Consider the following 26,352-nt stretch of genomic DNA (forward strand, 5'->3'; position numbering starts at 1 on the left):
ACTGCCCCATGACCACCTTTCAACGTTTCCCTGCCCAGGCGCCCGTTGCCACTGTCGCCGCACTCAAAGCGCGTATCGCAGTCTTGCTGCCGGAGATCGCCGCTGGCGCTGCCCTGCGCGAACGTGAGCGCAGCCTGCCGCATGCGGCCATCGCCCAGCTCGCCGCCGCTGGGCTGTACACCGTGCGCATTCCCCAGCAATACGGCGGCCCGGGCGGCAGTGTCAGCGATGTGATTGAGCTGTTGCTGCAGGTGGCCTCGGTCGACTCCAACGTTGCCCAAGCCCTGCGCCCTGGCTTTGCCTTCGTCGAGGGGCTGTTGGCCGCAACCGCCGAAGGCGCCGAACAGGAGCGTGAGCGTTGGTTCGCCCGCTACCTTGAGGGCGCGGTGATTGGCAACGCCGGTTGGGAACTGGGCGGCGCCAATGGCGCCATCGCCGCACGCCTGGTGCGCGAGGGCGACCATTTCCGCGCCAACGGCAGCAAGTTCTACAGCACCGGGGCGCTGTTCGCCGACTACGTCAGCGCGGTGGCCTTGGATGAGGACGAACAACCGGTGTCGTTCATCCTGCCGCGTGACCGTGAAGGCCTGGAGCTGGTCGACGATTTCGACGCCATGGGCCAACGCCTGACCGCCAGCGGCACCACCCATTTGCACAACGTGCGGGTCGAGGCCAGTGATATCCGCACGCGCACGGTGCAAGACGGCCAGCGCACCATCGTCACGCCGTTCTTGCAGCTGTTTCTCGGCACCGTGCTGGCCGGGATCGCCCGCAATGCCTTGAACGATGCCAGTCAGTTTGCCCGCGAGCACGCCCGGCCGATCAAGCACAGCAGCGCCAGCCGCTCGGTCGATGACCCTTACGTCGAGCTGTCGGTAGGCGATATCGCGGCGCGCGCCTTTGGCGCCGAGGCGCTGGTGCTCAAGGCAGCAGCGAGCATCGACCGGGCCTGGACCGCACAGCTTGACGAAGCCGCAGTGGAGCAGGCCGCCCTGGACGTGGCGCAAGCCCAATACCTGGTGGCGGAGTTGGCCCTCAAAGCCGCCGAAACGCTGTTCGACGTCGGCGGCGCCTCGACCACTGGCCGCCAGCACAACTTCGATCGACACTGGCGCAATGCCCGCACCGTGGCCAACCACAACCCGCGTCACTGGAAGGCGGCGGTGGTGGGCGCCTGGCAACTCAAAGGCACCCGGCCACCTGTCTCGGGGCTGTTTTGACGGCACAGCCGGCCGCCCTGGTCGGCCATCTGCAAAGCCCCAAGGTGCCGGTGATCATCGGCGCCGCACTGTTCATGGAATTGCTCGACAGCACCGCGGTGATGACCGCGCTGCCGAGCATGGCGGCGGATTTTGGCGAGCCGGGCCTGCGCATGAACCTGGTGGTGTCGCTGTACATGCTGGCCTTGGCCCTGTGCGTGCCGCTCAGCGGCTGGGCCGCCGAGCGCTTTCGCCCGCGTCAGGTGATGTTGCTGGCAATGGGGCTGTTCACCGCTGCATCACTGGCGTGCGCCTTGGCCGAGTCGCTCTGGCAGCTGTGCCTGGGACGCATGTTGCAGGGCGCGGCGGGGGCGCTGATGACGCCGGTGGGGCAGGTGATCATTCTGCGCTGGTCGAGCCGCGAGCAATTGCTCCAGGCCATGTCCTGGCTGGCCTTGCCTGCCTTGGTGGGGCCACTGCTAGGGCCGTTGCTGGGCGGTTTGTTGGTGACGGCGCTGTCGTGGCACTGGATTTTCTTGATCAACTTGCCGATCTGCCTGCTGGGATGCCTGCTGATCCTCAAGCACGTTCCTGACTTTCCCCCGCGCGCGGTGCCACCGCTGGATGGGCGCGGCTTGCTGCTCAGTGGCGGCGCACTGGCCATGCTGGTATTGGGCCTGGAGTCGCTCGGGCTGGGCCAACTGCCACGGATGTGGGCCTTGGCCTTGATCGGCGGCGGCGTGGCTTGCGCCTTGGGTTACCTGCTGCATGCGCGGCGCCATCCCAATCCGCTGGTTGACCTGTCGTTGCTGCGCCTGCGCAGCTTTGGCGTGACCCAGGCCGGCGGCGGGCTGTTTCGCCTCGGTTCGGCGGCGCAACCCTTCCTGCTGGTGCTGTTGTTGCAAAACTGCCTGGGCATGAGCCCGATGGCTGCGGGCTGGCTGGTGGTCAGCGGCGGCGTCGGCGCCTTGTTGATGAAGCTGCTGGCAGTGCCGCTGGTGCGCCGTTACGGCTATCGCCAGGTGCTCAGCTGCAATGCCGTGCTCAGTGGCGCTGGGATTGCCCTGTGCGCCTGGTTCGACCGGGATACGGCGATCTGGTTGATGGCGCTGGTGTTGTTCGTCGCCGGGTTGGTGCGCTCGTTGCAGTTTTCCACCCTGGGGGCGGCAAGCTATCAGGACGTGCCGGGGGAGCGCTCGGCTGCTGCCACCTCGCTTTCGTCGATGTCGGGGCAGTTGACCATGGCCATGTCGGTGAGCCTGGCGGGGTTGATGCTGGGGGTGTTGGCGGGGGTGGACGGAAGGGCGGAGACGTCGGTGGCGGATGTCACCACGGTCATGCTGGTGTGTGCGGGGTTGTGCGGGGTATCGGGGATGGTGTTTCGGCGTTTGGCCAATTGAGGTAAGCGGCCTCTAGGGCCTCATCGCGGGGCAAGCCCGCGCCTACACAATCGGCGAACAACGCGGATCGTGTGGGAGCGGGCTTGCCCCGCGATGAGGTGCTAAAGGGCATCGTGATCAGGCTACATCGACCAGGACGATCTCGCTGTCCTCGATCGCCGTGACGGTCAACAGCGCTTCCTGCTCGATCGCCAGGCCATCCCGGGCATTGACCCGTACCCCATTGACCTCGACCGCGCCCTTGGCCGGCACCAGGTAGCCACGGCGGCCCTGGTCGAAGCGGTACTCTGCGCTTTCCCCAGCTTGCAAGGTAGCCGCCACCAGGCGCGCATCGGTGCGGATGCGCAGTTGCTGCTCATCGCCCTCGCGACCGCTGGCCAGGGTCACGAAGCCTTCGCCGCGCTGGCCTTTAGGGAATGGCCGGGTACCCCAGGACGGCGCATCGCCGACCCGCTGTGGAATGATCCAGATCTGGAAGATCCGCGTATCGACCTGCTCCAGGTTGTACTCGCTGTGCACGATGCCGCTACCGGCACTCATCACCTGGACGTCACCGGCCTCGGTACGGCCTTTGTTACCCAGGCTGTCTTCATGGGTGATGGCGCCTTCACGCACATAGGTGATGATTTCCATGTCGCGGTGCGGATGTGGCGGGAAGCCACTGCCGGCGGCGATCAGGTCGTCGTTCCACACCCGCAGGTTGCCCCAGTGCATCCGGGCCGGATCGTAGTATTCGGCGAACGAGAAGTGATGGTGGGCGTCGAGCCAGCCGTGGTTGGCATGGCCGAGGGTATCGAAGGGTCGCAGTTGCAGCATGATCGTGCTCCTTGAGTCGGTGGAATGGGGCCATGATGCGCGATTGAATGATCGAAAATAAGCGTAAATATCGGCTAAATATGATCGTAATTATAGATATGTAAAAGTGCGGTGCTTTATGCGTTTCATCGCCTAATTCACTGATCTTCAAGCATTCGCTGGTGATTTTTGGCGGATACGGCGAACATGCACAGCTGATTGGATTTTCAACGGAGTGACCGTGCCACACGAGCAGCCCCCTGTCCCAGCGGACCTGTCTCCGCCTGCCCAACTGCCTTGGTTTCGGCGTCTGGCGGCACGCCTGTTGGGCCGTGGCCTGAGTCGTCTGCAAGCGCAGCACCGCGACTCCTGGTTCCTCGGCCACGCCACTGGCCAGCGCAGCGGCCATACCGATGGCCTGCGCGAGGGTTACGAGCGTGGCCGGGCCGAGGGCTATGAGGCCGGGCGCCAGGTTCTGGTGATCCGCGATACTCGCCCGGAGAACCCTGGGGTGCCCGGCCAGGACGACAAACTGTTCGATGACTGGCGCCTGCCGCTGAGCGCCGAGCTGAAAAAGCGCTTCAAGGCTGATGTGGCCCAGCGCCTCCCGGCCGAGGCCCAGCCTAGCGCTGCGCAGTGGAAGCTGATTTTCAGCGATACGCCGTCAACCTGTGTGGTGGCCGGGGCGGGCGCGGGCAAGTCGACCTCGCTGGTACTGCGCATCCTGTTGCTGCGCCATTACCTGGGCTATGAGCTCGACGCCATGACCGTGGTGACCTTCACGCGTGAGTCGCGCAAAGACTTCATCAAGCGCTTGCAACAGGTGTTCGCGCTTTGGCAGCTCGACTTGCCAGCGGTCAGCGCTCGCGAGCTGGTGCGTACCTTCCATTCGCGGATCCTGCCGCTGGTTCGCAGCCTGCCTGGCTTTGGCCAACTACGCGCCTTCGAAACCCTGGGCAACGAGATGCCCGCTGGCAGTGAGGACGCCGCCGACAGCAACCCGTTCGACCTGCGCTTGAACGATGCCCAGCGCCAGCAGCTCAACCTGTGTTATCGCGACCTGTTGCGCGACAGCCCGCGTTTCGCCGAGCTGATAGGCGCCTTGCGCCGCGAGGCCTTGCAGCTCAAGCCGCTGGACCCGGACCACCCCGACGTGCAAAAGCGCGTGCAGGTGACCCAATTGGCCGCTCAGCGCGACGAAGAGCTGTGCGACGTGATCGAGGATCTGTGGTTCGCTGCCGGTGCCTGGCCGATCAAGGGCATCGAGCCATGCCGCGAAACCGTGCAGATTCGAGGCTACAGCTTCCATGTGCATGGGCGTTTGCAAGGCCAGGATGGGTGGGTGGTGCTGGGCTTCGACCCTAATGAAAGTGCTCAGTATCAGCGCCCGGGGGCCAAGCTTGCGGTGCGCGCAGAGTGGGCGGTAAAACGCACCTTGTTTCAAGCTTTCTGCGATAAGTCACTGATATGGCTTGATAATTATGCATCGGCTAAGCGCCTGGCAGTCTCCTTGGCGGGCGACGCTGTAGCCGGGCCTGGCTTTGAATACAAGGTCAAGGGCGAGCTGGCGCCGGCGCCCTTGCTGGATGCTTTCGTAGCGGCTGCGAGCTTCATCGAAAACCTCGGCCTGGAAGTGGGCGGCGCGGTTACCGCCATGAGCTTCCCGCCCGGTGACAGCGATGGGCAATTCTTCGAGGCCTTGGCGCTGTACTGGCGAGCCCTGGAAGCGCACCTGCTGGCCCAGTCGCCTCCGGTCATGACCTACAACCGGATGTTTGCCCTGTTTGGCGAGAACAACCCAGAGAACCTGCAACTGCTGCCCGATCCATTGCTGCGCCCGCTGGCGCATTTGATGATCGATGAGTTCCAGGACGTCTCGCCGCAGATCGTCAGCTGGCTGCGCGCCAGCCTCGCCGAGATTCGCCGGCGCGGCCCGGCGATGCATGTGGGGCGTAGCGCCCAGCATTCATCGTTGCTGTGCGTGGGCGATGACTGGCAGTCGATCTATGGCTGGCGCGGCAGCTCGCCGAAGTTTTTCATGGCGTTCACCAAGACCTTCCCGTCACCGGCCAATACCCGGGTGATGCTGGTGGAGAACTACCGCAGCCAGCAGCAGGTTATCGATGCCGCTGAGCATCTGGTCAAAGGCGCGCAGGCGATTGCCGGCAAGAAGGCCCGAGCCAGCGGCGTGGCGGCAGCGCTGCCGTTGTCACCGGTGCGGATTTTCGATCGTGATGAGGCGGCCCTTGGACAGACCGTGATCGAGCACTACGAGCGCGGCGAATCGGTGATGATATTGTTTCGAAAAAGTAGCGATAAGTTACTGATTTCAGAGCATATTCAGGCTGTAGTTAAGGCTGATTCTAGCTTGCCAGCCGAGCAGCGCCGCCTGCGCCAACTGACCTACCACAGCGCCAAGGGCTTGCAGGCCGATGCGGTGTTCATGCTCGGCGACTGCCAGTACCTGACCAGCTCGCCGTACAAGAACCAGGTCTATCGTCTGGCCGATCTTGGCCGCGCTGGCGACGCCCAGCCGTTCGATACCGCGCAGAAAGAAGAAGTGCAGCGCCTGGCCTACGTGGCGGTGACCCGCGCAGTCAGGCACTGCTATTGGCATGTGGAGGCGGCTTCTGGCGAGACCGCCAAGTTGCCGCGTGCCTCCAGCCAGGTTGATGGCCGGCAGGTGTTCTTCGAAGACCTGCGCGGCCAGTAGTGGGATGTCAGATTAGCTGTTGGGCCCTCGGTTGTTACGATCCAGGGCGGCGGTCAGGCGCAGCTGGAGTGCGTGCTCAGCGCGCTCCTTCGCTTGCTTGAACGACGCCCAGGCATCGATCAGCGCTTGCTCCTCAAGCTCAGCCTGACGCAACTGGCCGTCCTCAATCGGGCTGTGCCCTACCGCGGCGGTCAGCGCCAGGGTTACCTCAGGGGTGAGCGGCCCGTCTGTCAGCTCATACACGCCAGAAAGGTAGTTGGAGCCGTGCAGCCAGGCTTCGGTTAGGGCGCTTAGCTGGTCGCCGTATTCACGCTGAAGAAACAGTTGCCAGGTCGGGTGGCGGACCATCCACTCATGTCGGTTGGCGGGCACACTATCGAGCTCGTAAACCCGTTGCTCGACGTTGTATTCGATGGTGCTGGTGATCATTGCCGTCTGCCGATAGAGCATGCCCTGGCTTGGCTCAGGGAAGTCCAGCAAGGCTTCGGGCGCCAGGGCCTGGCGTAAGGCCAACCGAATCTCGATGTCGTCAACCAGCGAGTTGCGCAGGTCTTCGTCGCTGATAGCGTCTTCTGGGGCGAGTTCTGGCAGTTCTGGCAGGTTGTCCACGAGGGCCGCCCGGCGTAGCGCTCTGCGCACGGCGATATTGTCGGCTATAGCGTTGACCTGAGCGCGGCGGAACAGCCTGCGGTAGAAGTTGAAGCTGTATTGCGGCGCAAGATCGGCATACTCGGTTTCGTCGAAGGCCAAAACTTCCAGTTCCAGCGCACTGAACGCATCGGTCCCAGCGTCGCCGCAGGTTGCCGGGTACTCGCGCGCAACCTCTACGATGCGTTGGCGCAACTGGTCATCTTCGGTCACACGCCCCAGCAGCGCCCACACCCGACGATAAAGGCCTTGCGGGTGATGCAGGGCTTCGGCGGAAAGTGTCAGGCGATCCAGAACATCGACCACCGGCTCATTCTCAAGGCTGATCATGAACGCTTCAGCGCGCGCTCGTTGTTGCGCCGAACCCGCCTCCAGCCAGCCACCCTCGCTTTCTGATTCGGACACTGAGTGTTCGATAACGCTGATGCTGGATTCACGCAGCCGCAGGGCTTGACCTTCCTGCAACCTGTTGTAATTGAAGTGCCAACGCAGACCGGCGCGCTCATCGCGTAGGCCCTGCGCATACGGTGTGGCAAGCACAGTCTCAAGGTCAGGTACCAAGGGGATGGCGTTGTCACTCAGGTCAAGATGGCGCAGTTGATAGTTACGTTGACTCATCAAGGTGGTCAGCCCTTCGGGCCAGCTGGTCAACTGGGTTCTGCTCAGATTCAGATGTTCCAGGCGCGCCAGGTAACGTACATCAGGGGCGATTCGCAGCGGATTGCCGGCGAGTTCCAGACGGCGCAGGTGCACCATGTCCTGGAAGTAGGGGGCTGTGCTGGCATCGAGCTCGATGGCATTGCGGTTTAGGTCCAGCAATTCCACGGGCAGCTGAGTCAGCGCTCGCAACTGTTCCGCGCTCAACCGCAAGTCATTGTGACGCAGGCTCAGGCTGCGTAACTGCCGCAGTTGCGTCAGCGTTGGCAGCGCATTTGCCGGTAATGTCGCCATCTGATTATTGCGCAGGTCCAGCTCACGCAGGCGCGTGCTGCGGCGCAACGCCTGAAACAGGGTTGTACTGTCTAGTTCAGGGTTCTGGATGACGCGCAAGCGCTCAAGATTGGGGAAGCTCTGCAGAAACGCTTCGGCCATATGACGCACCCCCGCATCACGCACGGTGATGGCAGTAATGTGCTCCATGCGCGCCGGCAGTGGGGGCAAGGTCTCCAGCTCAATGGATGTCACCTCCAACGTGGCGCCGGTTTCCCGCCGCCAAGCGCTGCGCACAGCATCACTGAACACCTCGCGACTTGCCCGTCGCACATCCCCGACTGCCTGCGACCAGGCACTCAGGCTGCTATCAAGGTTGCGCCATTCTTCCTCTAGGACGTTGAGTTGCGTGGCCAGATCGCCGCGCTGGGTGAGCCGCTGGAGCATTGTTTGGCGCTGGCGGGAGTCTAGTGCGGGGTACAAATCGCGTAGACGCCGTGCGCTAGTGCCTTGTCTGCCGCTCAGGGGATAGCCCACGCGTCCATCGCTTAGGCGCAAGGGCGAACGAAAGCCCGGTCTGATCGCTTGCTGGCCAAGCAGTCGGGCAGCCAGCGGGCGGTCATTAGCCAGTAGCGCAAACAGCTGCGCTGGCGTGGCATTGGCCAGATCCGGTCGCTCAACCAAGAGCGCTTCCTCCAACAGGCGTGTGTCGGCGTTTGCCAGCGTTGGACGGTGCAGGCCGATCAAGGCTCGGTCCAGGCGCACCCGTGATTGCAGCCGCCGCGCTTCCTCGCCAATGCGCAAGGGCACACGACGACCAGCCAGCTGCTTGCGCTCAAGTGGGGTGGCGTGCTCGACGATTTCCTCAAGGGCAGGGTCTGGCAGGCTGGTGAACTGGCGACCCAGTGTCTGCGCGGCTTCACTGAGCGCTGGGCGATGCCCCAGATACAGGCTCTGGAACATGGCTGTGTGCTGGCCACTGAGGTGATCAGCGAGCTTTTTCTGAAGGTTTTGCGCGCGTAGTTCCTGGGAAGTATTCGGTAACAGGGCGCTGGCAGTTTGTTCGTCCATTTGACTCAACACTGCCGTGGCCAGTTCGCCTTTTTCCAAGTTCGTTCGATTCAGCTGAATTTCTACACTGCCTTGGCCATACAGGGTAGAGCTTCCCCATAACTCAGGACCATTAAAGACGCGGATCGCGTGGTCCTGCGGCCAGTTTGGCAGTTCCAGCAGCGCCGGGACCGCGTAATTCTTGTAGGCGGCGAGCGAGCGGCCGTCACCCACGCGGACAATGATGTCGTCTACTTCGTGGTCAAGCCTGAGCCGGGTGAGCGCGTCTACAAGCAGCGCCGGTGCGGGTTTTGCGCGCATATGGGTGTAACGCAAGACATCCTCGTCAAGGCCCGTGCTTCGCATTGCGCTGAGTAGTTGCTGATCAGACAAGTCTGCGCTGGGTGGGCCAAGGCGACGCAGCAGGCGCGTAGTGTCCCAGTCCATGGGCTGCTCATGCTCTACGCGCCAGGCGCCTTGCTGGTTGTGGTTCAGCTGCGGGCTGTAGGCGTGTGCGTCCTCGGGATGCTTCAGCCGCCAGCTGTTATCGGCAGCTTTGACCTGCTCATAGAGTTCACCGTCCAAGCGGATGTAGTACTTGCCATCAAGCAGATATTGGCCTTGCTCGTTGGGCTCAAGCGAAGCGGGCAGCTCGACACGGCTGCGGTAGCCAGTGAGGTTGGCCGACCACAGTCGCTCCTCGCCCTCGATCCATACCCTTTTCATGATATCGACGAATCCGGAAGCCTTGATCACTGCAGCCCCGCCAGCAAGGGTACCGACGACTGCAAGATTGACCATGATCGATTCCAGCTGCGCCAAAGCCTCGGCTGTTTCGCCTGCTTCCCAGGCGTGGAGGCCGTGGAAGACGCTTTGCAGGATCTGGCTGGCGCCGACTGCCAACATCACAGTATTCAGCCCCGGGACGAACATGGCGGCGACGTTCAGTACGTTCAGGCCGACCTCATACCAATGTTTCAGGCGTTCCAGTTGCGCTTGGGCGTCCACTGCTGCGGTCGGCACAGCGATGCATGCCGCATCGCCTTTGAGCCGCAGTACATGCAGTTTGTGCAGCGTGGTCCATGGCTGAATGGGTAAGCGCGTGATACTCAGGACAATTTTTGGGGCGCTACGCGGATGCAGGACCTCGCTGCCATTGAGTTCGCGGCGTTCGAACAGCGCGTGTTGCAGTTTTTTGGCCAGCGCAGGCTGGAGTGGCCCGGGGGCAAGGGCATTGATCTGGCGGCGAAACGTAGTTCTGAGCAGCTGTGCTTTGAAACGAGCCATAGCTTCGCGCAGTGACGGGTACTCGCGCAGCGGTTCCTGATCATCGCCTGGGATATAGAGGATCAGCGGGTTGATCTGGTCGGGTTGGTCTGGGCCGATCAGCAGGACTTCGTGCAGGCCGATATCAAACAAACTTAGTCGCCAGCAGTGCAGGGCGGATTGGTTGTAACGCGGCGTCGGCAGATTGTTGCTCAGCTGATGCAGGGCATCCAGGCCGTGGGCCGATAGCAGCCCTTGCAACGAGGCGATCCGAGCCCTGACTCGCAGTTCATCTCGGTTCGCCTCTGACATCAGTGCCTCAAGCGTCTCACCGGCAACGCCGCCATGGATGGCGTCCAGATGCGCTTGATAATGTGCACCCAGGTCCAGCGTTCGGCAATGCTGGATGAACCGCTCCACTGTCAGTGTGGGCAGTGTTCGAGTGTCTGTGGCGCTGTATTGCAGGGTGCTGTAGGGGCCTGCCTGGGAAATACCGGTGAAATTGTGCAGCGCCGCCTCGAGCAAACTGCGCAGCTGTGGTGAGCCCTTAGGGCGGGTGGCGCTGACGTTGGTCTCTCGCTCGGTTGCCACTGGGTATTCAACGTCGATGGGAGATACCCAGCTGTCGCCGATGTCTTCAAAGGGCTGAAAGCTGTACTGGGCTTGATCGACTGGAATGTCGAGGGCCAACCGTTGCTCAAGCAAGGGGGCGCAGAATTCGCTAATGCCTTTGAGCGGTGCCAGTGCCTGTTGCAGAGCTTTGCGGCTTTCATTGCGCTTGGCTATAGCCCTGCGTACGCCATCCTGCCAATCAGGACGAGCGCCGGCAAACCACGGATAGGGCACGCCGTGCTCGTCGATGTAGTCGTTGCGCAGGCTCTGGATCATCTTGCGGGTGTGGCTTGGGTGTAATTGTTTGCTCCACGCGGGCAGCGTGCGCACGATTTGCGCGTGGTGGTAGGCGGGGGTGCTGGTCATGCGGGTGCTCCTGAAAAGTGGAGCCCCATCAAGCCGTAATCGCTGCCACGCCTTGCGGTACATAGCTAGCGCTCGGGGTCGGTGTCGCGCATGTCGCCGTCGGTGACGGGCCAGCAGCTGGCGGCGCACTAGGCGATGGTAGGCTGCCGGCCTGGCGCGTGGGCGTCGGGCGCAGTCATGGAGAGTGCCCATGAGGCCCAAGGATCACCTGCTAGACCTCGACGGCATCGAGATCGCCGTGCGTACCTGGGGACCGGAGGATGGTATCCCGGTGTTGGCCCTGCACGGTTGGCTGGATAATGCCGCCTCATTCGAACGCCTGGCGCCGTTGCTCGATGGCTGCTTCGTAGTGGCACCCGACCTGGTCGGTCATGGCCGCTCCGATCACCGCCGTCACGACAGTGGCTACTACCTGTGGGAGCATGCCGAAGACATGCTGGCGGTGGTCGACAGCCTCGGCCTAAGCCAGTTTCATCTGATCGCCCACGGCATGGGCAGTGGCATCGCCACCCTGCTTGCGGCAATGACCAGTGGCATTGCCAGCATGATCCTGCTCGATGGCATGGGCGCACCGTTTACCGTGGCCGAGGATGATCGCGTGCAGCATCTGGCCAAGGCCTATCGACTCAAGCGCTTGGTGCGGCGCAGTCGCTTGCAGGGCTTCAGCGAGCCGGATGGCAGCCAGTTCGACAGCCTTGACGCGGCATTGCAGCAGCGCCGTAGTCGCCTCGATGGCAATTTGTCGGAGGACGCTGCGCGGCTACTGGCGCTGCGTGACCTGTTGCAGGTCGGCGATGGTTACTGCTGGCGCCATGATCCGCGCCTGGTATTGCCCGAACCCATGCCGCTGACCGAAGGTGAAGCCTGCGCACTGCTGGCGCAGGTCAGCTGCCCGCTGTACCTGATGCTGGGTCGTCAGGGCGCGTTTGCCGGTGACGGTTTCGCCCGCCGTGAGGCGGCTCTGCCGCGCCAGGCCAAGGTCTCCTGGCATCCGGGTGGGCATCATCTACACCTGGAGGCGCCTGAGCGCGCCCTGGTCGACCAGATCTTGCGAGTACTGGCCCGGCATGAGCAGGGGGCGGTGCAGCGGCTGGTCAACGAGTAACACGGGTCTGTTGCCGCAGGCTGTGATGGGCTATGTTGGTGCACTTGTTTCCACGTCGCCACAGGGAGATGCGGCATGCGGCCTTTCACCATCGAACAGATAGACCATCTAGTCCTGCGGGTTAGCGATCTTGAGCGCAGCATCGGCTTTTATCGTGACCTGCTCGGCTGTCAGGTCAGTCGGATTCGCGAAGACCTGGGTATGGTCCACCTGGCCGCCGGTAGCGCGATGATCGACCTGGTGCGCATCGACGGCCCGTTGGGGCTGCCGGGAGGTCGCGCTGCCGCAGATCAGGGGCGCAACCTGCATCACTTCTGCCTGCGCATCGAGCCGTTCGATGAGCAAGCGCTGAGCGACTACCTCAAAGCCGCTGGGGTAATTGTCGAACCGGCCGAGAAGCGCTACGGCGCCCAGGGGGAGGGGCTGTCGCTGTACTGCTTCGATCCCGACGGCAACCAGGTCGAGCTCAAAGGGCCGGTGCAGGACAAGCCATGATGCAGCTGCAGGTCAGGCAGCACTGGATCGCAACTGCGCAGGGGCGGTTGTTCGCCCAGGACTGGACGCCTCAGGGCGAGCAGGGCGTGCCGATCATCTTGTTGCATGATTCGCTCGGCTGCGTGGCGCTATGGCGCGAGTTTCCCGAGCGCTTGGCGCGCGCTACCGGGCATCGAGTGATCGCCTATGACCGGCTCGGCTTTGGCCGCTCCGATGGCCACCCTGGCCAGCTGCGCCTAGGCTTTGTCGAAGCGCAAGCCGAGCAGGAATTTACCGCGCTGCGCAGCCAGCTGGGCATCGATGCGTTCATCGTCTTTGGCCACAGCGTCGGTGGCGGCATGGCGATCAGTTGCGCGGCACGCTTTGCCGAGCACTGCCAGGGGCTGATTACCGAATCGGCCCAGGCCTTTGTCGAGGCCCGCACCCTTGCCGGGATTCGCGAGGCCGATCGCCAGTTCGCCGAGTCTGGACAGATCGAACGGCTGAGCAAGTACCACGGTGACAAGGCCCACTGGGTGTTACGCGCGTGGGTAGACAACTGGTTGTCCGACGCTTTCGCCGGCTGGAATCTGGATGCAGTGCTGGCCCAGGTGCGCTGCCCACTGCTCAGTTTGCACGGCGATCTGGACGAGTTCGGCTCCGACGCCCATCCGCGCCGCTTCATCGCCATGGCCGGCGGACCGAGTGTGATGCAGATGCTGCCCGGCTGTGGGCATGTGCCTCATCGCGAACATGAAGACGTGGTGTTGAGCGCCGTCAGGCAGTTTCTGGCCTGAGCATGCCGTGATTCATCCGCCGCCTGCGCTGTAGCTGGTGAAGGGCGCGGCCTGGCGGGTGGATATCCGCGCAAAGCCGATTATGCTTGAGCTTACCTTGCTGCGATCCGAGGCGGTTCGTCTCGTCGTGCTTCGCGCAACCGTGAGCCAAACAAGCCCAAGGGCCAGGGTGCGGTGTTGATCTTTGAGGTACTCAGGCCTTCAAGAACAAGACGGAGGCAACCCATGGCGGTTATCGACAGCACATCGACGGGCAGCGCGCCCCAACGCGGCATCACCCGGGAGGAGCGCAAGGTCATCTTCGCCTCATCCCTAGGCACAGTGTTCGAATGGTACGATTTCTACCTGTACGGCTCACTGGCCGCGATCATTGCCAAGCACTTCTTCGCCGGCGTCAACGAAACCACCTCATTCATCTTCGCCTTGCTGGCCTTTGCCGCAGGCTTTGCCGTGCGCCCGTTCGGCGCCATCGTGTTCGGTCGGCTGGGGGATATGATCGGGCGCAAGCACACCTTCCTGATCACCATCGTCATCATGGGCCTGTCCACCGCGATCGTCGGCGTGTTGCCCAGCTACGCGAGCATTGGCGTGGCGGCGCCGGTCATCCTGATAACCTTGCGTCTGCTGCAAGGGCTGGCGCTGGGCGGTGAGTACGGTGGCGCGGCGACTTATGTGGCCGAGCATGCGCCCAAGGGCAAGCGCGGTTTCTTCACCTCGTGGATCCAGACCACCGCCACGCTGGGCCTGTTCCTGTCGCTGCTGGTGATTCTCGCGTGCCGCACCGTGCTTGGCACCGAGGCCTTCGAAGCGTGGGGCTGGCGCATCCCGTTCCTGCTGTCGATCCTGCTGCTGGCGGTCTCGGTGTATATCCGCTTGCAGCTCAACGAATCGCCGGTGTTTCTCAAGATGAAGGCCGAGGGCAAGTCATCCAAGGCACCGCTGACTGAATCCTTCGCCCGCTGGGACAACCTCAAGGTGGTGATCATGTCGCTGCTTGGCGGCACCGCCGGCCAAGCGGTGGTGTGGTACACCGGCCAATTCTACGCGCTGTTCTTCCTCTTGCAGACGCTCAAGATCGACCCGCAGGCGGCCAACTTGCTGATTGCCGGTTCACTGCTGATCGGTACGCCGTTCTTCGTCATCTTTGGCAGCCTGTCGGATCGGATCGGGCGCAAGAAGATCATCATGGCCGGCTGTATCATCGCTGCGCTGACCTACTTCCCGATCTTCAAAGCCCTGACCGAATACGGCAACCCGGACGTGTTCGTAGCCCAGGAGCAGAACCCTGTGGTGGTGGTCGCCGACCCTGACCAGTGCTCGTTCCAGTTCGACCCGGTCGGCAAGGCCAAATTCACCAGCTCCTGCGACATCGCCAAGAGCCTGCTGGCCAAGCGCGCGATTCCCTATGAGAACCAACGTGCCGAGCCTGGCAGCGTGGCCCAGATCCGCATCGGCGAGCGGGTGATCCCAAGCTTCGATGGCCGGACGATGGCGGCGGCAGACTTCAAGGCGCAGAACGATGCCTTCACCGCCACCCTCGGTGGCGCGCTGAAAGAGGCGGGGTATCCGGAGAAGGCCGACCCGGCCAAGATCCATTACCCGATGGTGCTGTTGCTGCTGACCATCCTGGTGATCTACGTGACCATGGTCTACGGGCCGATCGCCGCCTGGCTGGTGGAGCTGTTCCCGACGCGTATCCGCTACACCTCGATGTCGCTGCCATACCACATCGGTAATGGCTGGTTTGGTGGCTTCCTGCCAACGGTGGCATTTGCCATGGTCGCAGCCACCGGCGACATCTATTACGGGCTGTGGTACCCGATCGTGATTGCAGTGATGACGGCGATTCTGGGGATCTTGTTCCTGCCGGAAACCAAGGATCGCGATATCACTTGATAGCTCTCTGGGCGCTATCGACGGTACTGCCTGGTATTACTTGGCGATGCCGTCGGTAGGGCCAGTCGCTCAAGCGAAATCCCCGCGCAGGGTAAAGGCATAGCTGGTATCGACCCCGGAGGCGTCGCCGCGGCTCCAGGACTTTTTCAGCAGGAACTCGAAGGTCGGCTCGTAGAGCCCGTCGCGCTTGACCGCACCAGCGAGCACCTCAACGTTGTACCAGCCGTTTTCCAGCTCGATGATCGGCCGATTCGGCATCTGGTAGCGCGCCAGCAGGTCGCCCAAGGTCTTGTTGGTGAAGTGCTGGAGGATTCTCCAGGTGAACAGCATCACTGCACGGTTTTCTACCCGCAGTACATAGCCGCCGCGCCGATGTTGCAAGCGGCTGCCCGCTTCGAGCAGGGCCGGGTTGTCTTCATCGACACTGAAAATGATCGTGTAGGGCAGGTTCTCGATGCCGGCCAGGGGCAGGACCACCCCTTCAAGGACTGCCTGATCGCCGCTGTCGTTGTGGGTGAACTCGTAGGCCAGGTCATCAGGCAAGTCGTTTTCCTGCTTGAAGCGCGCTAGCAGCTGGATGTCACCGAGCAGGAAGTAATCGACCAGGTCGTTGAGCACTTCGTTGAACTCATAGCGCATGGTGTTTTCCTTGTTCTGGATGCGCTGGGGGTCTTGAGACTGTAGCGGAAGGCTGGGTAGGTGTCAGTACCGGCATCCGCGCTGGGAAATTGCCGGTACTGCGGGGGGGGGGGGATGGCTGATTAATGGCGCTGGGCGATCTGGATCAGGTTGCCACAGGTATCGTCGAACACCGCGACGATGACCGGGCCCAGGTCGGTGGGTGGCTGGGTGAACTCGACCCCGGCCTTGCACAAGCGGGTGTACTCGGCGTGGATATCGCGTACGCCAAACGAGGTGGCGGGGATACCGTCTTGCTTGATGGCGGTCTTGTACGCCTTGGCGGCGGGATGGGCGTCGGGTTCGAGCAACAGCTCGACGCCGTTGGGGTCATTGGGGGAGGTAAGGGTGAGCCAGCGGTGGCGGCCCATGGGGATGTCGTGCTTGGGCTCGAAGCCCAGTACGTAGTGGTAGAACGCCAATGCCTTGGCTTGATCGTCGACAAGAATGCTGGTGACCACAATCTTCATGGGGCACTTCCCTCTGTGACGGGTTTTGTTTTTCTTCAAGTAAAGCTGGTATGGCTGAGTTAACCAGGCTTCGTCGCTGCGCTCTCGCAGAAGCCGAAGCCGAAGCCGAAGCCAAGCATTGAGTTCTGCTTTTGTGTTGTTTGTTCTGGCCTCTTCGCGGGCAAGCCCGCTCCCACAGGTACCGCGCGGTTCTTCCAGCTGGCGGTGTGCCTGCGAAGAGGCCGGTATATCCACAACACCTGGCCCTATCGTCAGATAAAGCCAGCCCAGGCGCCGCCACTAACTTCGCGACTTCAGGAGGCCGAGCAGAGGTGTCTGGAGGGCCAGGTGCGCAGCACCCTTCGGCGTAGCCGAAGGCGCGAGATGTAGATTTGCGTAGCAAATCGTAGGCCGCGCGGGCCCGGAAGGCACCGGCGCGAGGGGACCCGAAGCGCAGCGTAGGGCCGGATGGTGGAGCGCAGACTTTTTTGGTTACTTTTTGGGGCGTTTGCCAAAAAGTGACCCGCCGTAAGGGCGGAAAGGTGACTCAGCGTCGCCTTCGCCATTGGATATGCCCAAATTTCTAAAAACCCAAACCCAAACCCAAACCCAAACCCAAACCCAAACCCCCAATTCGGGGAAACCTACTGGGGAATCCTCCCCAATCCGTTGCACTTCAAACCCCAACCACCTGAAAAACAACAATAATTTTTATGGCATACACCTTGCTCCACCTCCTCGCAGAGTCCCTGTGTCCCCCGGAGGTGCAGCATGATGACCCCGCTCAAAGGCTCAGTCCTGACATCACTCGTGCTAGTCCTGTTCGGCTGGCAAGCGACCAGCGAAGCGGCGGTGCAATGCCAGCGCAACCTGGTCGCCAACGTAGTGGCCCTGGACCAGCCCCTGATGTTCAACCGCCTCGGCGCACAGAACGCCAACGGCATGATGTTCGCCCTGCGCCAGGATGTGGTCGACGAAAACCATATCCCGCTGACCAAGGGCGGCGCGGCCGTGCCTGGCAAGGTCACCCTGCGTCCAGACAAACGCCCACGTCCGATCGTATTGCGCGTCGCCGCTGGTGACTGCCTGACGGTCAACCTGACCAACTTGCTGGCCTACCAGGCCAACCCCAATAAGCACGGCATCGACCACGACGACAACGAAGTCGAGGGCGAGGAAGAGAACGAGAACGAAGCCGGTGAATTGGAAAACGAGGGCGGTGAGCATTTCATCGCCGACGAGCAAGTCACCGACCGTCACGTGGGCTTCCAAGTCAATGGCATGCAGGCAGTCAACGGTATCAGCGATATTGCCGCCAACACCGGGCGCAATGGCAATTTCCTGGTCGCCCCCGGTGGCACCCGCAGCTATACCCTGTACGCCGAGCGCGAAGGCGCCTTCGCCGCCACCAGCCAGGGCGCTACGTTTGGCGGCCAGGGTGGTGCTGGCAACGTCGCCAATGGCCTGTTCGGCCAAGTGGTGGTAGTGCCTAAAGGCGGCCGTACCTACCGCAACACCCTGACCGAAGAGGAGATGCGCCTGGCCAGCACTGGCCGTGCACCCACCGGTCAACCGGTGCTCGACTACGAAGCACGTTACCCGCAAGTGGAACCCTGGATCAGCGAGGGCAAGGCTGGCAAACCGATCATCGCCATGATCGACGGCAGCGAGATCCTCAGCAGCGAGACCGACGCCATCGTCATGGGCCCCAACCCTGACGGCAGCTTCCCGCGCTCGACCTATCCACTGGAAAGCATCAACAAACGTAACCCGGCACTGCCTAACCGGCTGGAAGCGTTCCGCGACTTCGGCTCGCAGTTCGCCGACGAAGTGGCCGGCACCCAGGCATTCCCAGGCTATTGGGCCGACCCGATCATGGGCCATGTGCTGGAACCTACGCGTGACTCGTTCATGATCAACTATGGCTCCGGCGGCATGGGCGCTGAGGTGGTGGCCAACCGCCTGGGCGTTGGCCCGATGCATGACTGCCTGTCCTGCGCCTACGAGGAGTTCTTCCTCAGTGCCCACACCGTGGGCGATATCGGCACCTTGGTCGATGTCCCGGCCAACGTTGGCCTGGAGCACATTCGCCCAGGTGAAACACCGCCGGCCAATGCCGTTGGGGTCAAGGCCAGCATGGCCCTGTACCCGTCGGAGCCGGCCAACGTGCACCACAGCTATATCGGTGACTTCACCAAGTTCCGCAACACCCACAACGGCCACGAACAGCACATCTTCCACCTGCATGGCCATCAGTGGCTGTTCAACCCCAACGACGATAACTCCGACTACATCGATGCCCAGGGCATTGGCCCAGGCATCGGCTACACCTACGAAATCGCCAACGGCGGTTCGGGCAACCGCAACCGGGTAGCGGGCGATGCTATCTACCACTGCCACTTCTACCCGCACTTTGCCCAAGGCATGTGGGCCATGTGGCGGGTACACGATGTGTTCGAAGAGGGCACCCGCCTGGAAGTCAGCGGCGAGGCGCAGGACGGCTACCACAGCACGCCGTTTGCCCTGCGCAGTGGCAAGCCAGCAGCGGGCGCCCGGGCTTTGCCGGATGGCGAGATCATTGCTGGTACGCCGATTCCGGCCATCGTGCCGCTGCCTGGTAAAGCGATGGCGCCGATGCCCGGCAAGGTGGTAGTGGTGCCCAAGCTGGCTGAACAGCTGGTCGCCGAACATGAAGAGGAGGAAGAGGACGAGGAAGAGGAAGAGGGCGACGACGACCATGGCCATCATGGCAATGATGACGGCGCCCCGCGGGCCATCGGCTCGCTGGCCCTGGTCGATCGTAGCGAAAGCAACCGCAACGCCGACGGCAGCCTGAAAAACCCTGGCTATCCGTTCTGGATCGGCGGCATGGAAAGCAGCGTCGGCCAACGTCCACCGACGCCACCACTGGACATGCTCGACCCTGTCCTGGCGCAACAGCTCAAGAACAGCGGTAACGCCCTGTGGGCCAACCTTGATGCGGGTCAGGTCGATGGCTGGGATGGGGGCCTGGGCCGGCACGCGCTGGATGGCATTTCCGCTGGCGGCGAAGCGGTGTCGACCACCACCAAGCTGGACTTCTCCAAGGTGGTGCACAAAGCCAAGCCGATCTACATGCCCGAGGAGGGCACCGACGTCGAGCAGGCCGCCATGCAGTTCCACGCCAAGGCCGAGCACGCCAGCTACGCGTTGATCCCAGGCAGCCAGCCGGTGGCGCGCAACTTCCGCACCAACGGCGCCTTGCCCACTGCTGGGGCACCGTTCTATGAACCGTGCATGGATGACCGGGGCAAGCGCCTGACGCAAGCTTCCGGCGCGGGTGAGTTCTTCAGCGGCGAGAGCCTGACTGGCTTGAACTTCCGCGGTGCCTCCACCTTCACCGCCGACCGTCCGCGGATCTACAAAGGCGCCAACATCCAGTTCGACGCGGTATACAACAAGGTCGGCTACCACTTCCCGCAGGCGCGCATCCTGGCCCTGTGGGAAGACGCCTGGCCGGTGATTACCAAGCAGCGCCCACCAGAGCCACTGGTGATGCGCATGAACACCTTCGACTGCACCATGTACACCCACACCAACCTGATCCCGTCGTTCTATGAGATGGACGACTACCAGGTGCGCACCCCAACCGACGTGATCGGCCAGCACATCCACCTGCCCAAGTGGGACCTGACCGCCGCCGACGGCTCGGCCAACGGCTGGAACTACGAAGACGGCATTCTCTCGCCCGGCAGTGTGGTCGAGCGCATCCAGGCCATCCGCAGCTTCAATGGTTGCAGCGAAGGCGATGCCCGTGATGGCAGCGCCGCTTGCCCGAAAGCCAAGCAGCACCCGTACTTCGGCCGCTTCGGCAGGGCAGACTGGCTCGGTGCGCGCACCGCCATGCAGCGTTGGTTCGCCGACCCGTTGATTAACGTGCATAACGTCGATCGTGGCCTGGGCACCATCTTCACCCACGACCACCTTGGCCCATCGACCCATCAGCAACTGGGCCTGTATGCCACTGTCCTGGCCGAACCTGCCGGCTCGACCTGGTACCACGCCGAGACCGGCGAGAAGCTCTACAACCCGGCGATTCGCCAGGACGGTGGGCCGACCTCGTGGCAAGCGGTGATCCAGACCGGCGATCACGACGGCGACGGGCGTAACGACAGCTATCGCGAGTTCTTCCTGGAGTACAGCGACTTCCAACATGCCTATGAAGCCGGCGTGTATGTTGGCGCCGGCCCTGATGGCGTGCCCAATGGCCAGGCGTACCCGGCCACCAGCGACAGCTTCCGCTACGCCATCAACCCACCGGTGCGCCAAGCAGCCTCCAACCTGCTCGAGTCGGTGGTCGAGTCGCGCGGCGGCCTGAGCCCAGGTTGCCCAAGCCGGCCGTGCCCGCAAGCGATCTCGGTGGATGACCCTGGCATGTTCGTCGTCAACTACCGCAACGAGCCGCTGGCCCTGCGCGTATTCGACCCGAACAAGGTCGGCCCGGATGGCAAGCGCGGCATGCAGGCCGATGGCCTGGCGGGAGACCTGAGCTATGCCTTGCAGACCCGTACCGACCGCGCCATCCCGGCGATGAACCTGGCGCCCTCGGCGATCACCTCGGCGCTCGGCCCAACCGGCGGCACCACGCTGTTCCCGCCGCACATCAACAAGGGCAGCGAGCCAGGCGACCCGTTCACCCCGCTGCTGCGTACCTACTCGGGCGACAACGTGCGCCTGCGCATGCACGCCGGCGGTCATGAAGAGGAGCACAACGTCACCTTGCACGGGGTCAAATGGCTGCAAAACGGTTCGGGCTTCGGCAACAGCTCCAACTCGGGCTGGAAGGCTTCGCAGATGATCGGTATCTCCGAGCAGCTCGGCTTCATGGCGCCGGTGTCGATGATCTCCAGCTCCGCAGCCACCAACGGTGACTACCTGTACTCGCTGGATGCGGCCCTGGAGGGCTACTGGAACGGCATCTGGGGCATCATGCGCAACTACACCGCGCAGCGCGCCGACCTGTTCCCGTTGCCGAATAACCCGCAGCCGGTAGCCATGCGCAACACCGTGGCGTTCGACGGCATCTGCCCGAGGACTACCGCCAACACCAATGGCGTGGGCAGCAAACCGACGGTCAAACGCAACTATGAGATCGTCGCAGCGCTGGCCAACGACATCCTCGACAACCGTCATGGCGTGAGCATCGCCGACCCGGCGGGTATCGGCCAGCATGTCGGCGGTCCACTCAAGGCCAATGGCGGCACCCTGGTGTTCAACAGCCGCAAGACCAGCATCCCGCAAGTGACGGTAACCGACGAGGAGGACGGTGCCACCTTCACCATCGGCGGTCACAGTGCACCGCTGCATGACCCGACTGCGGTGCTGTATGTGCGCAAGGCCGACCTGGACACCAGCACCGGCAAGCTCAAGGCCGGGGTGCCGGTAGAGCCGCTGGTGCTGCGCGCCAACGCGGGCGACTGCATCAGCATCACCCTGGAAAACCGCCTGCCGCTGATGATGCCGGACCTGCCCAGCACCGCAGTGATGCAGAACGTGGTCAAGCGTGATCGCAACGGTAGCGAAGGCTCCACCGCCTTCAACAACAACCTGATGCGACCTTCCAGCCACGTTGGCCTGCATGCCCAGCTGCTGAGCTACGACATCACCAAGTCCGATGGTGCCAACGTGGGCCTCAACCCGATCCAGACCGTACCCCCGCGCGCGGGTAACAGCGGCGCCTACCCGAGCAAGGTGTATCAGTACTACGCCGGGCACCTGGAGCGCGAAGGCAAGCCTGTGCTGCAACTGGGCCGTACGGTGGACAACATCAACACCACCGCGATCGAGTTCGGCGGCCTCAACCTGACCCCTTCGGATGTGATCAAGCAGCCGCAGAAGGGTCTGGTCGGTGGCATGAGCATCCTGCCGCAGAGTGCGACCTGGACTGAGGACAACGCCAGCCGCGCCCAGGCCACGGTCAAGGTCAGTGGCCAGCCCGACTACCGCGACTTCGTCACTGTCTGGCAGCGTTCGCTGAACATGCGCTGGGCCGATGGTCGGCCGGTTGAGGGCATCGCCACCGAAGGCAACGGCGTGCCGGGTGACCCGAAAGACAACGGCAACATGGCCATGAACTACAAGACCGAGCCGCTGTGGCTGCGCTTCGGCCTGGCGCCGGACGCACCGTTCGGGCATGCCGATGGCTTTGGCTTCGCCGATGTGCCTAACGCGCATATGGCCTACAGCAATGCCCTAGTCGGTGGCGATCCACAAACCCCAGTGCTCTGGGCCAAGCCTGGGCAACCGGCACGCAGCCACGTGCTGATGCCCAGCGGGGGTAGCCGCGGTATCACCTACCAACTGGACGGGCACCTGTGGCCACTGCACGCCTACCAGGCCGAGAAGAACGACCTCGACGGCTACCCCATGAGCCTGCCGGGCATTGGCTCGGTGCGCTTTGGCTACAACCCGATGTCGATCTACATCGGCGCCCAGGAAAGCGTGCTGCCGGCCGCGCACTTCAGCTTCATGCTGCCAAGCGCCGGCGGTGCCAACGCCATCCCTGGTGACTACCTGTTCCGCGACTACGCCGCCTACGGCAATGCCTCGGGGCTGTGGGGGATCCTGCGGGTGACCAACGAAGCGCCGCCGGCAACCGCCCCGGCGCAATGACAGAAGGGGAGCGCGAGCATGAACAAAAAGACTCGCCCTGCTTACTTGGGGGTACTGCTGGGAGTGGCGCTGATCGGCATGGGGGTGGCCTACGAGAAGCTCTGGTGCGACCCGCGCGAGCTGTTGCAGGCGGCTGCCGACCCGCAGGCCCTGCACCGGCTCAGCCGCGACGGGATGACCGTGGAGTTCGAAGCCAAGGCCATGGACGGTGGCCAGCTGCGTGAAGGCAGCTTTGCCAACGTGCGCTTCAAGGTCAGCGACCAGAGCAGTGGCCAACCGTTGTCGGGGATGTCACCGGGGGCCTGGCTGGACCCGGCCCAGTCGGCCCCGGCAGGTGACCGCGACAGCAGCTGCAAGGCGCGCGTGGCGCTGTTTCTCAAGAGCAGCATCGGTGCCCGGCCATTGCTGGACCTGAACAGCTACTTTCTGTTGGTGCTGAACAAGGACCCCAGCCTGACGGTGATCGACCCCACCGTGTCGGTGGGCGGGGTCACCAGCACCTTGGCGCGTATCGACCTGCCAGGCCGGCCGATGGATTGGGCGGCCACGGGCGACGACAAGCAGGTGTTCGTGTCCATGCCCGAGCGTGGCCAGGTGGCGGTGATCGACACCGAAACCTTCCGCCGCGTGGCGACTCTGGAGGCCGGCGCCCAGCCGTTGCGGGTTGCCCTGCAGCCCGACCAGCGGCTGCTCTGGGTAGGCAACAACAGTGATGATCCGGCCAAGGGCGGGGTAACCGTGATCGATGTGCACAGCCGTAGCATGCTCAAGTCGTTCGCCACCGGCTCCGGGCACCATGAGATCGCCTTCAGCAGTGATTCGCGCTATGCCTTCGTCACCAATCGCGATGGCGGCACGCTGAGCATCATCGATGCTGCCGAGATGCGCCTGGTGAAAACCCTCGACGTTGGTCCGCACCCGTTGTCGGTGGCCTATTCGCCGCTGTCCCAGGCGGTCTATGTGGCCGATGGCGAGGAGGGGACGGTACGCGTCATCGACGCACGCAGTCATCAGCTGCGCCACACGGTCAAGGCAGAGCAGGGGCTGGGGCCGATGCGCTTTAGCAACGATGGCCGCTACGGTATCGTGCTCAACACCCTGGAAAGCCAGGCCTTGGTGATCGATGCCAGTACCGACACGCTGATCCACCGCATTGCGGTGGCGGCCGAACCGTACCAGCTGACCTTCACCAAGGGCTACGCCTACGTGCGTGGGCTGTCGTCGCCGAAGGTCAGCATGATCAACCTGGGCAGCCTGGGCGAGGGCCGCCAGCCCATCGTCCAAGGCTTCGAGGCCGGCCCCGCCGCGCCGCGCCAGGCCGGTGACTTGCCCTTGGCCCAAGGCCTGTCGGTGGCCCGCGACAACAACTCGGTGTTCGTGGTCAACCCGGTGGACAACACCACCTACTTCTACGCCGAGGGGATGAACGCGCCGATGTCCGGTTACAACAACCGCGGTCATCAGGCGCGGGCGGCGATCGTCATCGACCGCAGCCTGCGCGAGCTGGCCCCAGGTGTGTATGGCTCGACCGTGAAGATGCCGGCGGCGGGCAAGTTCGACGTGGCCTTTCTGCTCAACCAGCCGCAAATCATCCACTGCTTCAGCACCGACATCGCCGTGGCGCCTGAGGCGGCCAAGCGCAACGGCGCTCACGCCGAGTTCATCGGCAATGATCAGCCGGCCTTGCAAAACAGCCCCTTCGTTGCCCGCGTGCGCATCCTCGGTGACGACGGCCAGCCTCGCCTGGGCCTGAGCGACTTGAGCCTGCGCTACTTCCTGGCGCCGTCGTCGCTGCCGCGCAGCTTGCCCCTGACCGAGGTGGGTGAGGGGGTCTACCAAGCCTCGCTGGAGTTGGCCGAAGCCGGTGCCTGGTACCTGCACGTGCAGTCGCCATCACTGGGCCGCACGTTTGCCGAAGAGAACTACACCAGCCTGCGTGTCCTGCCGGCCGCAGCGTCTACCGCTTCCCAAGGGGAACCCAGGAGTGTGCGATGAACTGCCCAAGCAAACTGCTCGCCCTGAGCCTGCTGCTCGCCAGTAACCTGACCTGGGCGCATGCCGGTCATGATCACAGTGGGCATGCCCCGCAACCGCCAGCGGCGCGCCAGGAAAAGGCCAGCGTCAGCTTTGCCGATGTCGCCCTGCAGGACCAGGACGGCATGCCGGTACGCCTGGAAAAGGACCTGGTTGGCGATCACCTGGTGGTCATGGGCTTTATCTACACCAGCTGCACCACGGTGTGCCCGGTGGTGTCGTCGATCATGTCCAAGGTCCAGGCGCAGATGGGCGGGCGGGTTGGTGAGGAGATCCAGCTGGTGTCGATCAGCGTCGACCCGCAGCGCGACGATGCCAAGCGCCTGGCCAGCTACGCCAAGGCGTTTCAGCAGGGGCCGGGCTGGAGTTGGCTGACCGGCTCACCCTATGCCATCACGCAAACCTTGAAGGGCCTGGGCAGCTTCAGCGCCGACCTGACCCAGCACCCACCGATGATCATCGTCGGTGATGGTCGCAGCGGCCACTGGACCCGCTACTACGGCTTCACCGATCCGGCCGTGCTGGTCGCCGAGCTCAACCGCCTCAGCGCCCGCCGTGTGCACGCCAAGAGCACTGCGATCGCCGCAACCCCAGACCCTGCCGCCCAGGAGGCACAACCATGAGCAGTCTTACCAGCCGCCGAAGCGGCATGCGCGGTCTCGACTGGCTGACCCTGATCGGCTGCCTGTGGATCCTCAGCAGCGTTGCCTTGGCCCACGAGGGCCATGCGCCGACGGCCCCCGCGCCGCAACCGGCACCGCCGACGATCAGCAGCGGTGGCGGCACCCGCGATGCCCAAGCCTGGTTCACCGATACCGTGCTCAAGGACCAGAACGGCCGCGAGCTGCGCTTCTACAGCGATGTGCTCAAGGACAAGGTGGTGATGCTCAATGTGATCTTCACCCACTGCAACGACGCCTGCCCGCTGATTACCCGCAAGTTGCGTGAAGTACGCGAGGCCATGGGCAGCGAACTGGCCAGCCAGGTGACCTTCATCTCGGTCAGCAGTGATCCGCTCAACGATACCCCGGCAGTGCTCAAGGCGTTTGCCGAAAAACAAGGCGTGGATGGCCCTAACTGGCTGTTCCTGACCGGTGACAAGGCCAATGTCGACTTGGTGCTGGGGCGCCTTGGGCAGTTCTTGCCCAGCCCAGAGCAGCACTCAACGCAATTGATCGCTGGCGATGTGGCGAGCAAACGCTGGAGCAAGATCCGCCCCGACGCGCCACCTGCGGCCATCGCCCAGCGCATGCAGTTGCTCACTCAACCACTGGCCGGCCGGTGAGCAC

At 63.3% G+C, this 26,352-nt stretch carries 15 protein-coding genes; 11 read left to right on the forward strand and 4 right to left on the reverse strand.

The genetic code is table 11. The features are described 5' to 3' along the window. Positions 1-8: 8 nt before the first annotated feature. Together AAZU54_RS19835 and AAZU54_RS19840 are read left to right on the forward strand one after the other, a co-directional pair. Complete coding sequence (locus AAZU54_RS19835) at positions 9-1,220, forward strand: acyl-CoA dehydrogenase family protein (RefSeq protein ID WP_186553283.1); 1,212 nt, start codon at positions 9-11, stop codon at positions 1,218-1,220. Then, positions 1,217-2,599: an MFS transporter gene (locus AAZU54_RS19840; protein ID WP_186553282.1), complete on the forward strand. Its 1,383-nt coding sequence runs from the start codon at positions 1,217-1,219 to the stop codon at positions 2,597-2,599. Before AAZU54_RS19835 ends, AAZU54_RS19840 begins: the two co-directional genes overlap by 4 nt. A 117-nt stretch (positions 2,600-2,716) precedes the next feature. Here the strand turns inward: AAZU54_RS19840 and AAZU54_RS19845 are convergent, their stop codons facing one another. After that, a complete protein-coding gene (locus tag AAZU54_RS19845; protein ID WP_186553281.1) occupies positions 2,717-3,415 on the reverse strand; it encodes a pirin family protein in 699 nt (232 codons plus the stop codon). A 220-nt stretch (positions 3,416-3,635) separates the two neighbouring features. Here AAZU54_RS19845 and AAZU54_RS19850 point away from each other — a divergent pair, with 220 nt between their 5' ends. Continuing rightward, a complete protein-coding gene (locus AAZU54_RS19850) occupies positions 3,636-6,107 on the forward strand; it encodes a UvrD-helicase domain-containing protein (protein ID WP_434727553.1) in 2,472 nt (823 codons plus the stop codon). Positions 6,108-6,119: 12 nt separating this feature from the next. On the opposite strand, the gene AAZU54_RS19855 is transcribed toward AAZU54_RS19850, so the two are convergent. After that, positions 6,120-10,979, reverse strand: a complete 4,860-nt coding sequence (locus AAZU54_RS19855; RefSeq protein WP_434727554.1) for a dermonecrotic toxin domain-containing protein — start codon at positions 10,977-10,979, stop codon at positions 6,120-6,122. Positions 10,980-11,169: 190 nt separating this feature from the next. Between AAZU54_RS19855 and AAZU54_RS19860 the strand changes: the two genes are divergently transcribed. The 4 genes from AAZU54_RS19860 to AAZU54_RS19875 all read left to right on the forward strand — a co-directional run bounded on the left by AAZU54_RS19860 (position 11,170) and on the right by AAZU54_RS19875 (position 15,251). After that, entirely contained in the window at positions 11,170-12,084 is a 915-nt protein-coding gene (locus AAZU54_RS19860; RefSeq protein ID WP_186553278.1) for an alpha/beta fold hydrolase, read from the forward strand. A 75-nt stretch (positions 12,085-12,159) separates the two neighbouring features. Beyond that, a complete protein-coding gene (locus AAZU54_RS19865; RefSeq protein WP_186553277.1) occupies positions 12,160-12,579 on the forward strand; it encodes a VOC family protein in 420 nt (139 codons plus the stop codon). Continuing rightward, a complete protein-coding gene (locus tag AAZU54_RS19870; protein ID WP_434727555.1) occupies positions 12,576-13,355 on the forward strand; it encodes an alpha/beta fold hydrolase in 780 nt (259 codons plus the stop codon). The genes AAZU54_RS19865 and AAZU54_RS19870 overlap by 4 nt, the downstream gene beginning before the upstream one ends. A gap of 225 nt (positions 13,356-13,580) precedes the next feature. Beyond that, on the forward strand, positions 13,581-15,251 hold the full coding sequence (locus tag AAZU54_RS19875; RefSeq protein WP_434727556.1) for an MFS transporter: 1,671 nt from the start codon (positions 13,581-13,583) through the stop codon (positions 15,249-15,251). Positions 15,252-15,320: 69 nt separating this feature from the next. On the opposite strand, the gene AAZU54_RS19880 is transcribed toward AAZU54_RS19875, so the two are convergent. Further along, positions 15,321-15,890 carry a hypothetical protein gene (locus AAZU54_RS19880; protein WP_186553274.1) on the reverse strand — a complete coding sequence of 190 codons (570 nt, stop codon included), beginning with the start codon at positions 15,888-15,890 and terminating at the stop codon, positions 15,321-15,323. 122 nt (positions 15,891-16,012) lie between these two features. Then, the gene (locus AAZU54_RS19885; RefSeq protein WP_186553273.1) at positions 16,013-16,399 is read right to left on the reverse strand and encodes a VOC family protein; all 387 of its coding nucleotides are present in this window, start codon (positions 16,397-16,399) and stop codon (positions 16,013-16,015) included. A 750-nt stretch (positions 16,400-17,149) separates the two neighbouring features. Here AAZU54_RS19885 and mnxG point away from each other — a divergent pair. The 4 genes from mnxG to AAZU54_RS19905 are packed head-to-tail and all read left to right on the forward strand — an operon-like array spanning position 17,150 to position 26,348. Then, positions 17,150-23,029, forward strand: coding sequence for a manganese-oxidizing multicopper oxidase MnxG (mnxG, locus tag AAZU54_RS19890; RefSeq protein WP_434727557.1), 5,880 nt, complete (start codon positions 17,150-17,152; stop codon positions 23,027-23,029). Between the two features lie 18 nt (positions 23,030-23,047). Further along, a complete protein-coding gene (locus AAZU54_RS19895; RefSeq protein ID WP_434727558.1) occupies positions 23,048-25,024 on the forward strand; it encodes a cytochrome D1 domain-containing protein in 1,977 nt (658 codons plus the stop codon). After that, positions 25,021-25,686: an SCO family protein gene (locus AAZU54_RS19900; protein WP_312155371.1), complete on the forward strand. Its 666-nt coding sequence runs from the start codon at positions 25,021-25,023 to the stop codon at positions 25,684-25,686. Before AAZU54_RS19895 ends, AAZU54_RS19900 begins: the two co-directional genes overlap by 4 nt. After that, positions 25,683-26,348 (forward strand): SCO family protein, encoded by a 666-nt coding sequence (locus AAZU54_RS19905; RefSeq protein WP_368972677.1) that lies wholly within the window; start codon positions 25,683-25,685, stop codon positions 26,346-26,348. The genes AAZU54_RS19900 and AAZU54_RS19905 overlap by 4 nt, the downstream gene beginning before the upstream one ends. Positions 26,349-26,352: the final 4 nt, after the last annotated feature.

Origin of the sequence: Pseudomonas sp. Je.1.5.c (assembly GCF_051129895.1) — a bacterium.
Lineage (GTDB): Bacteria > Pseudomonadota > Gammaproteobacteria > Pseudomonadales > Pseudomonadaceae > Aquipseudomonas > Aquipseudomonas urmiensis.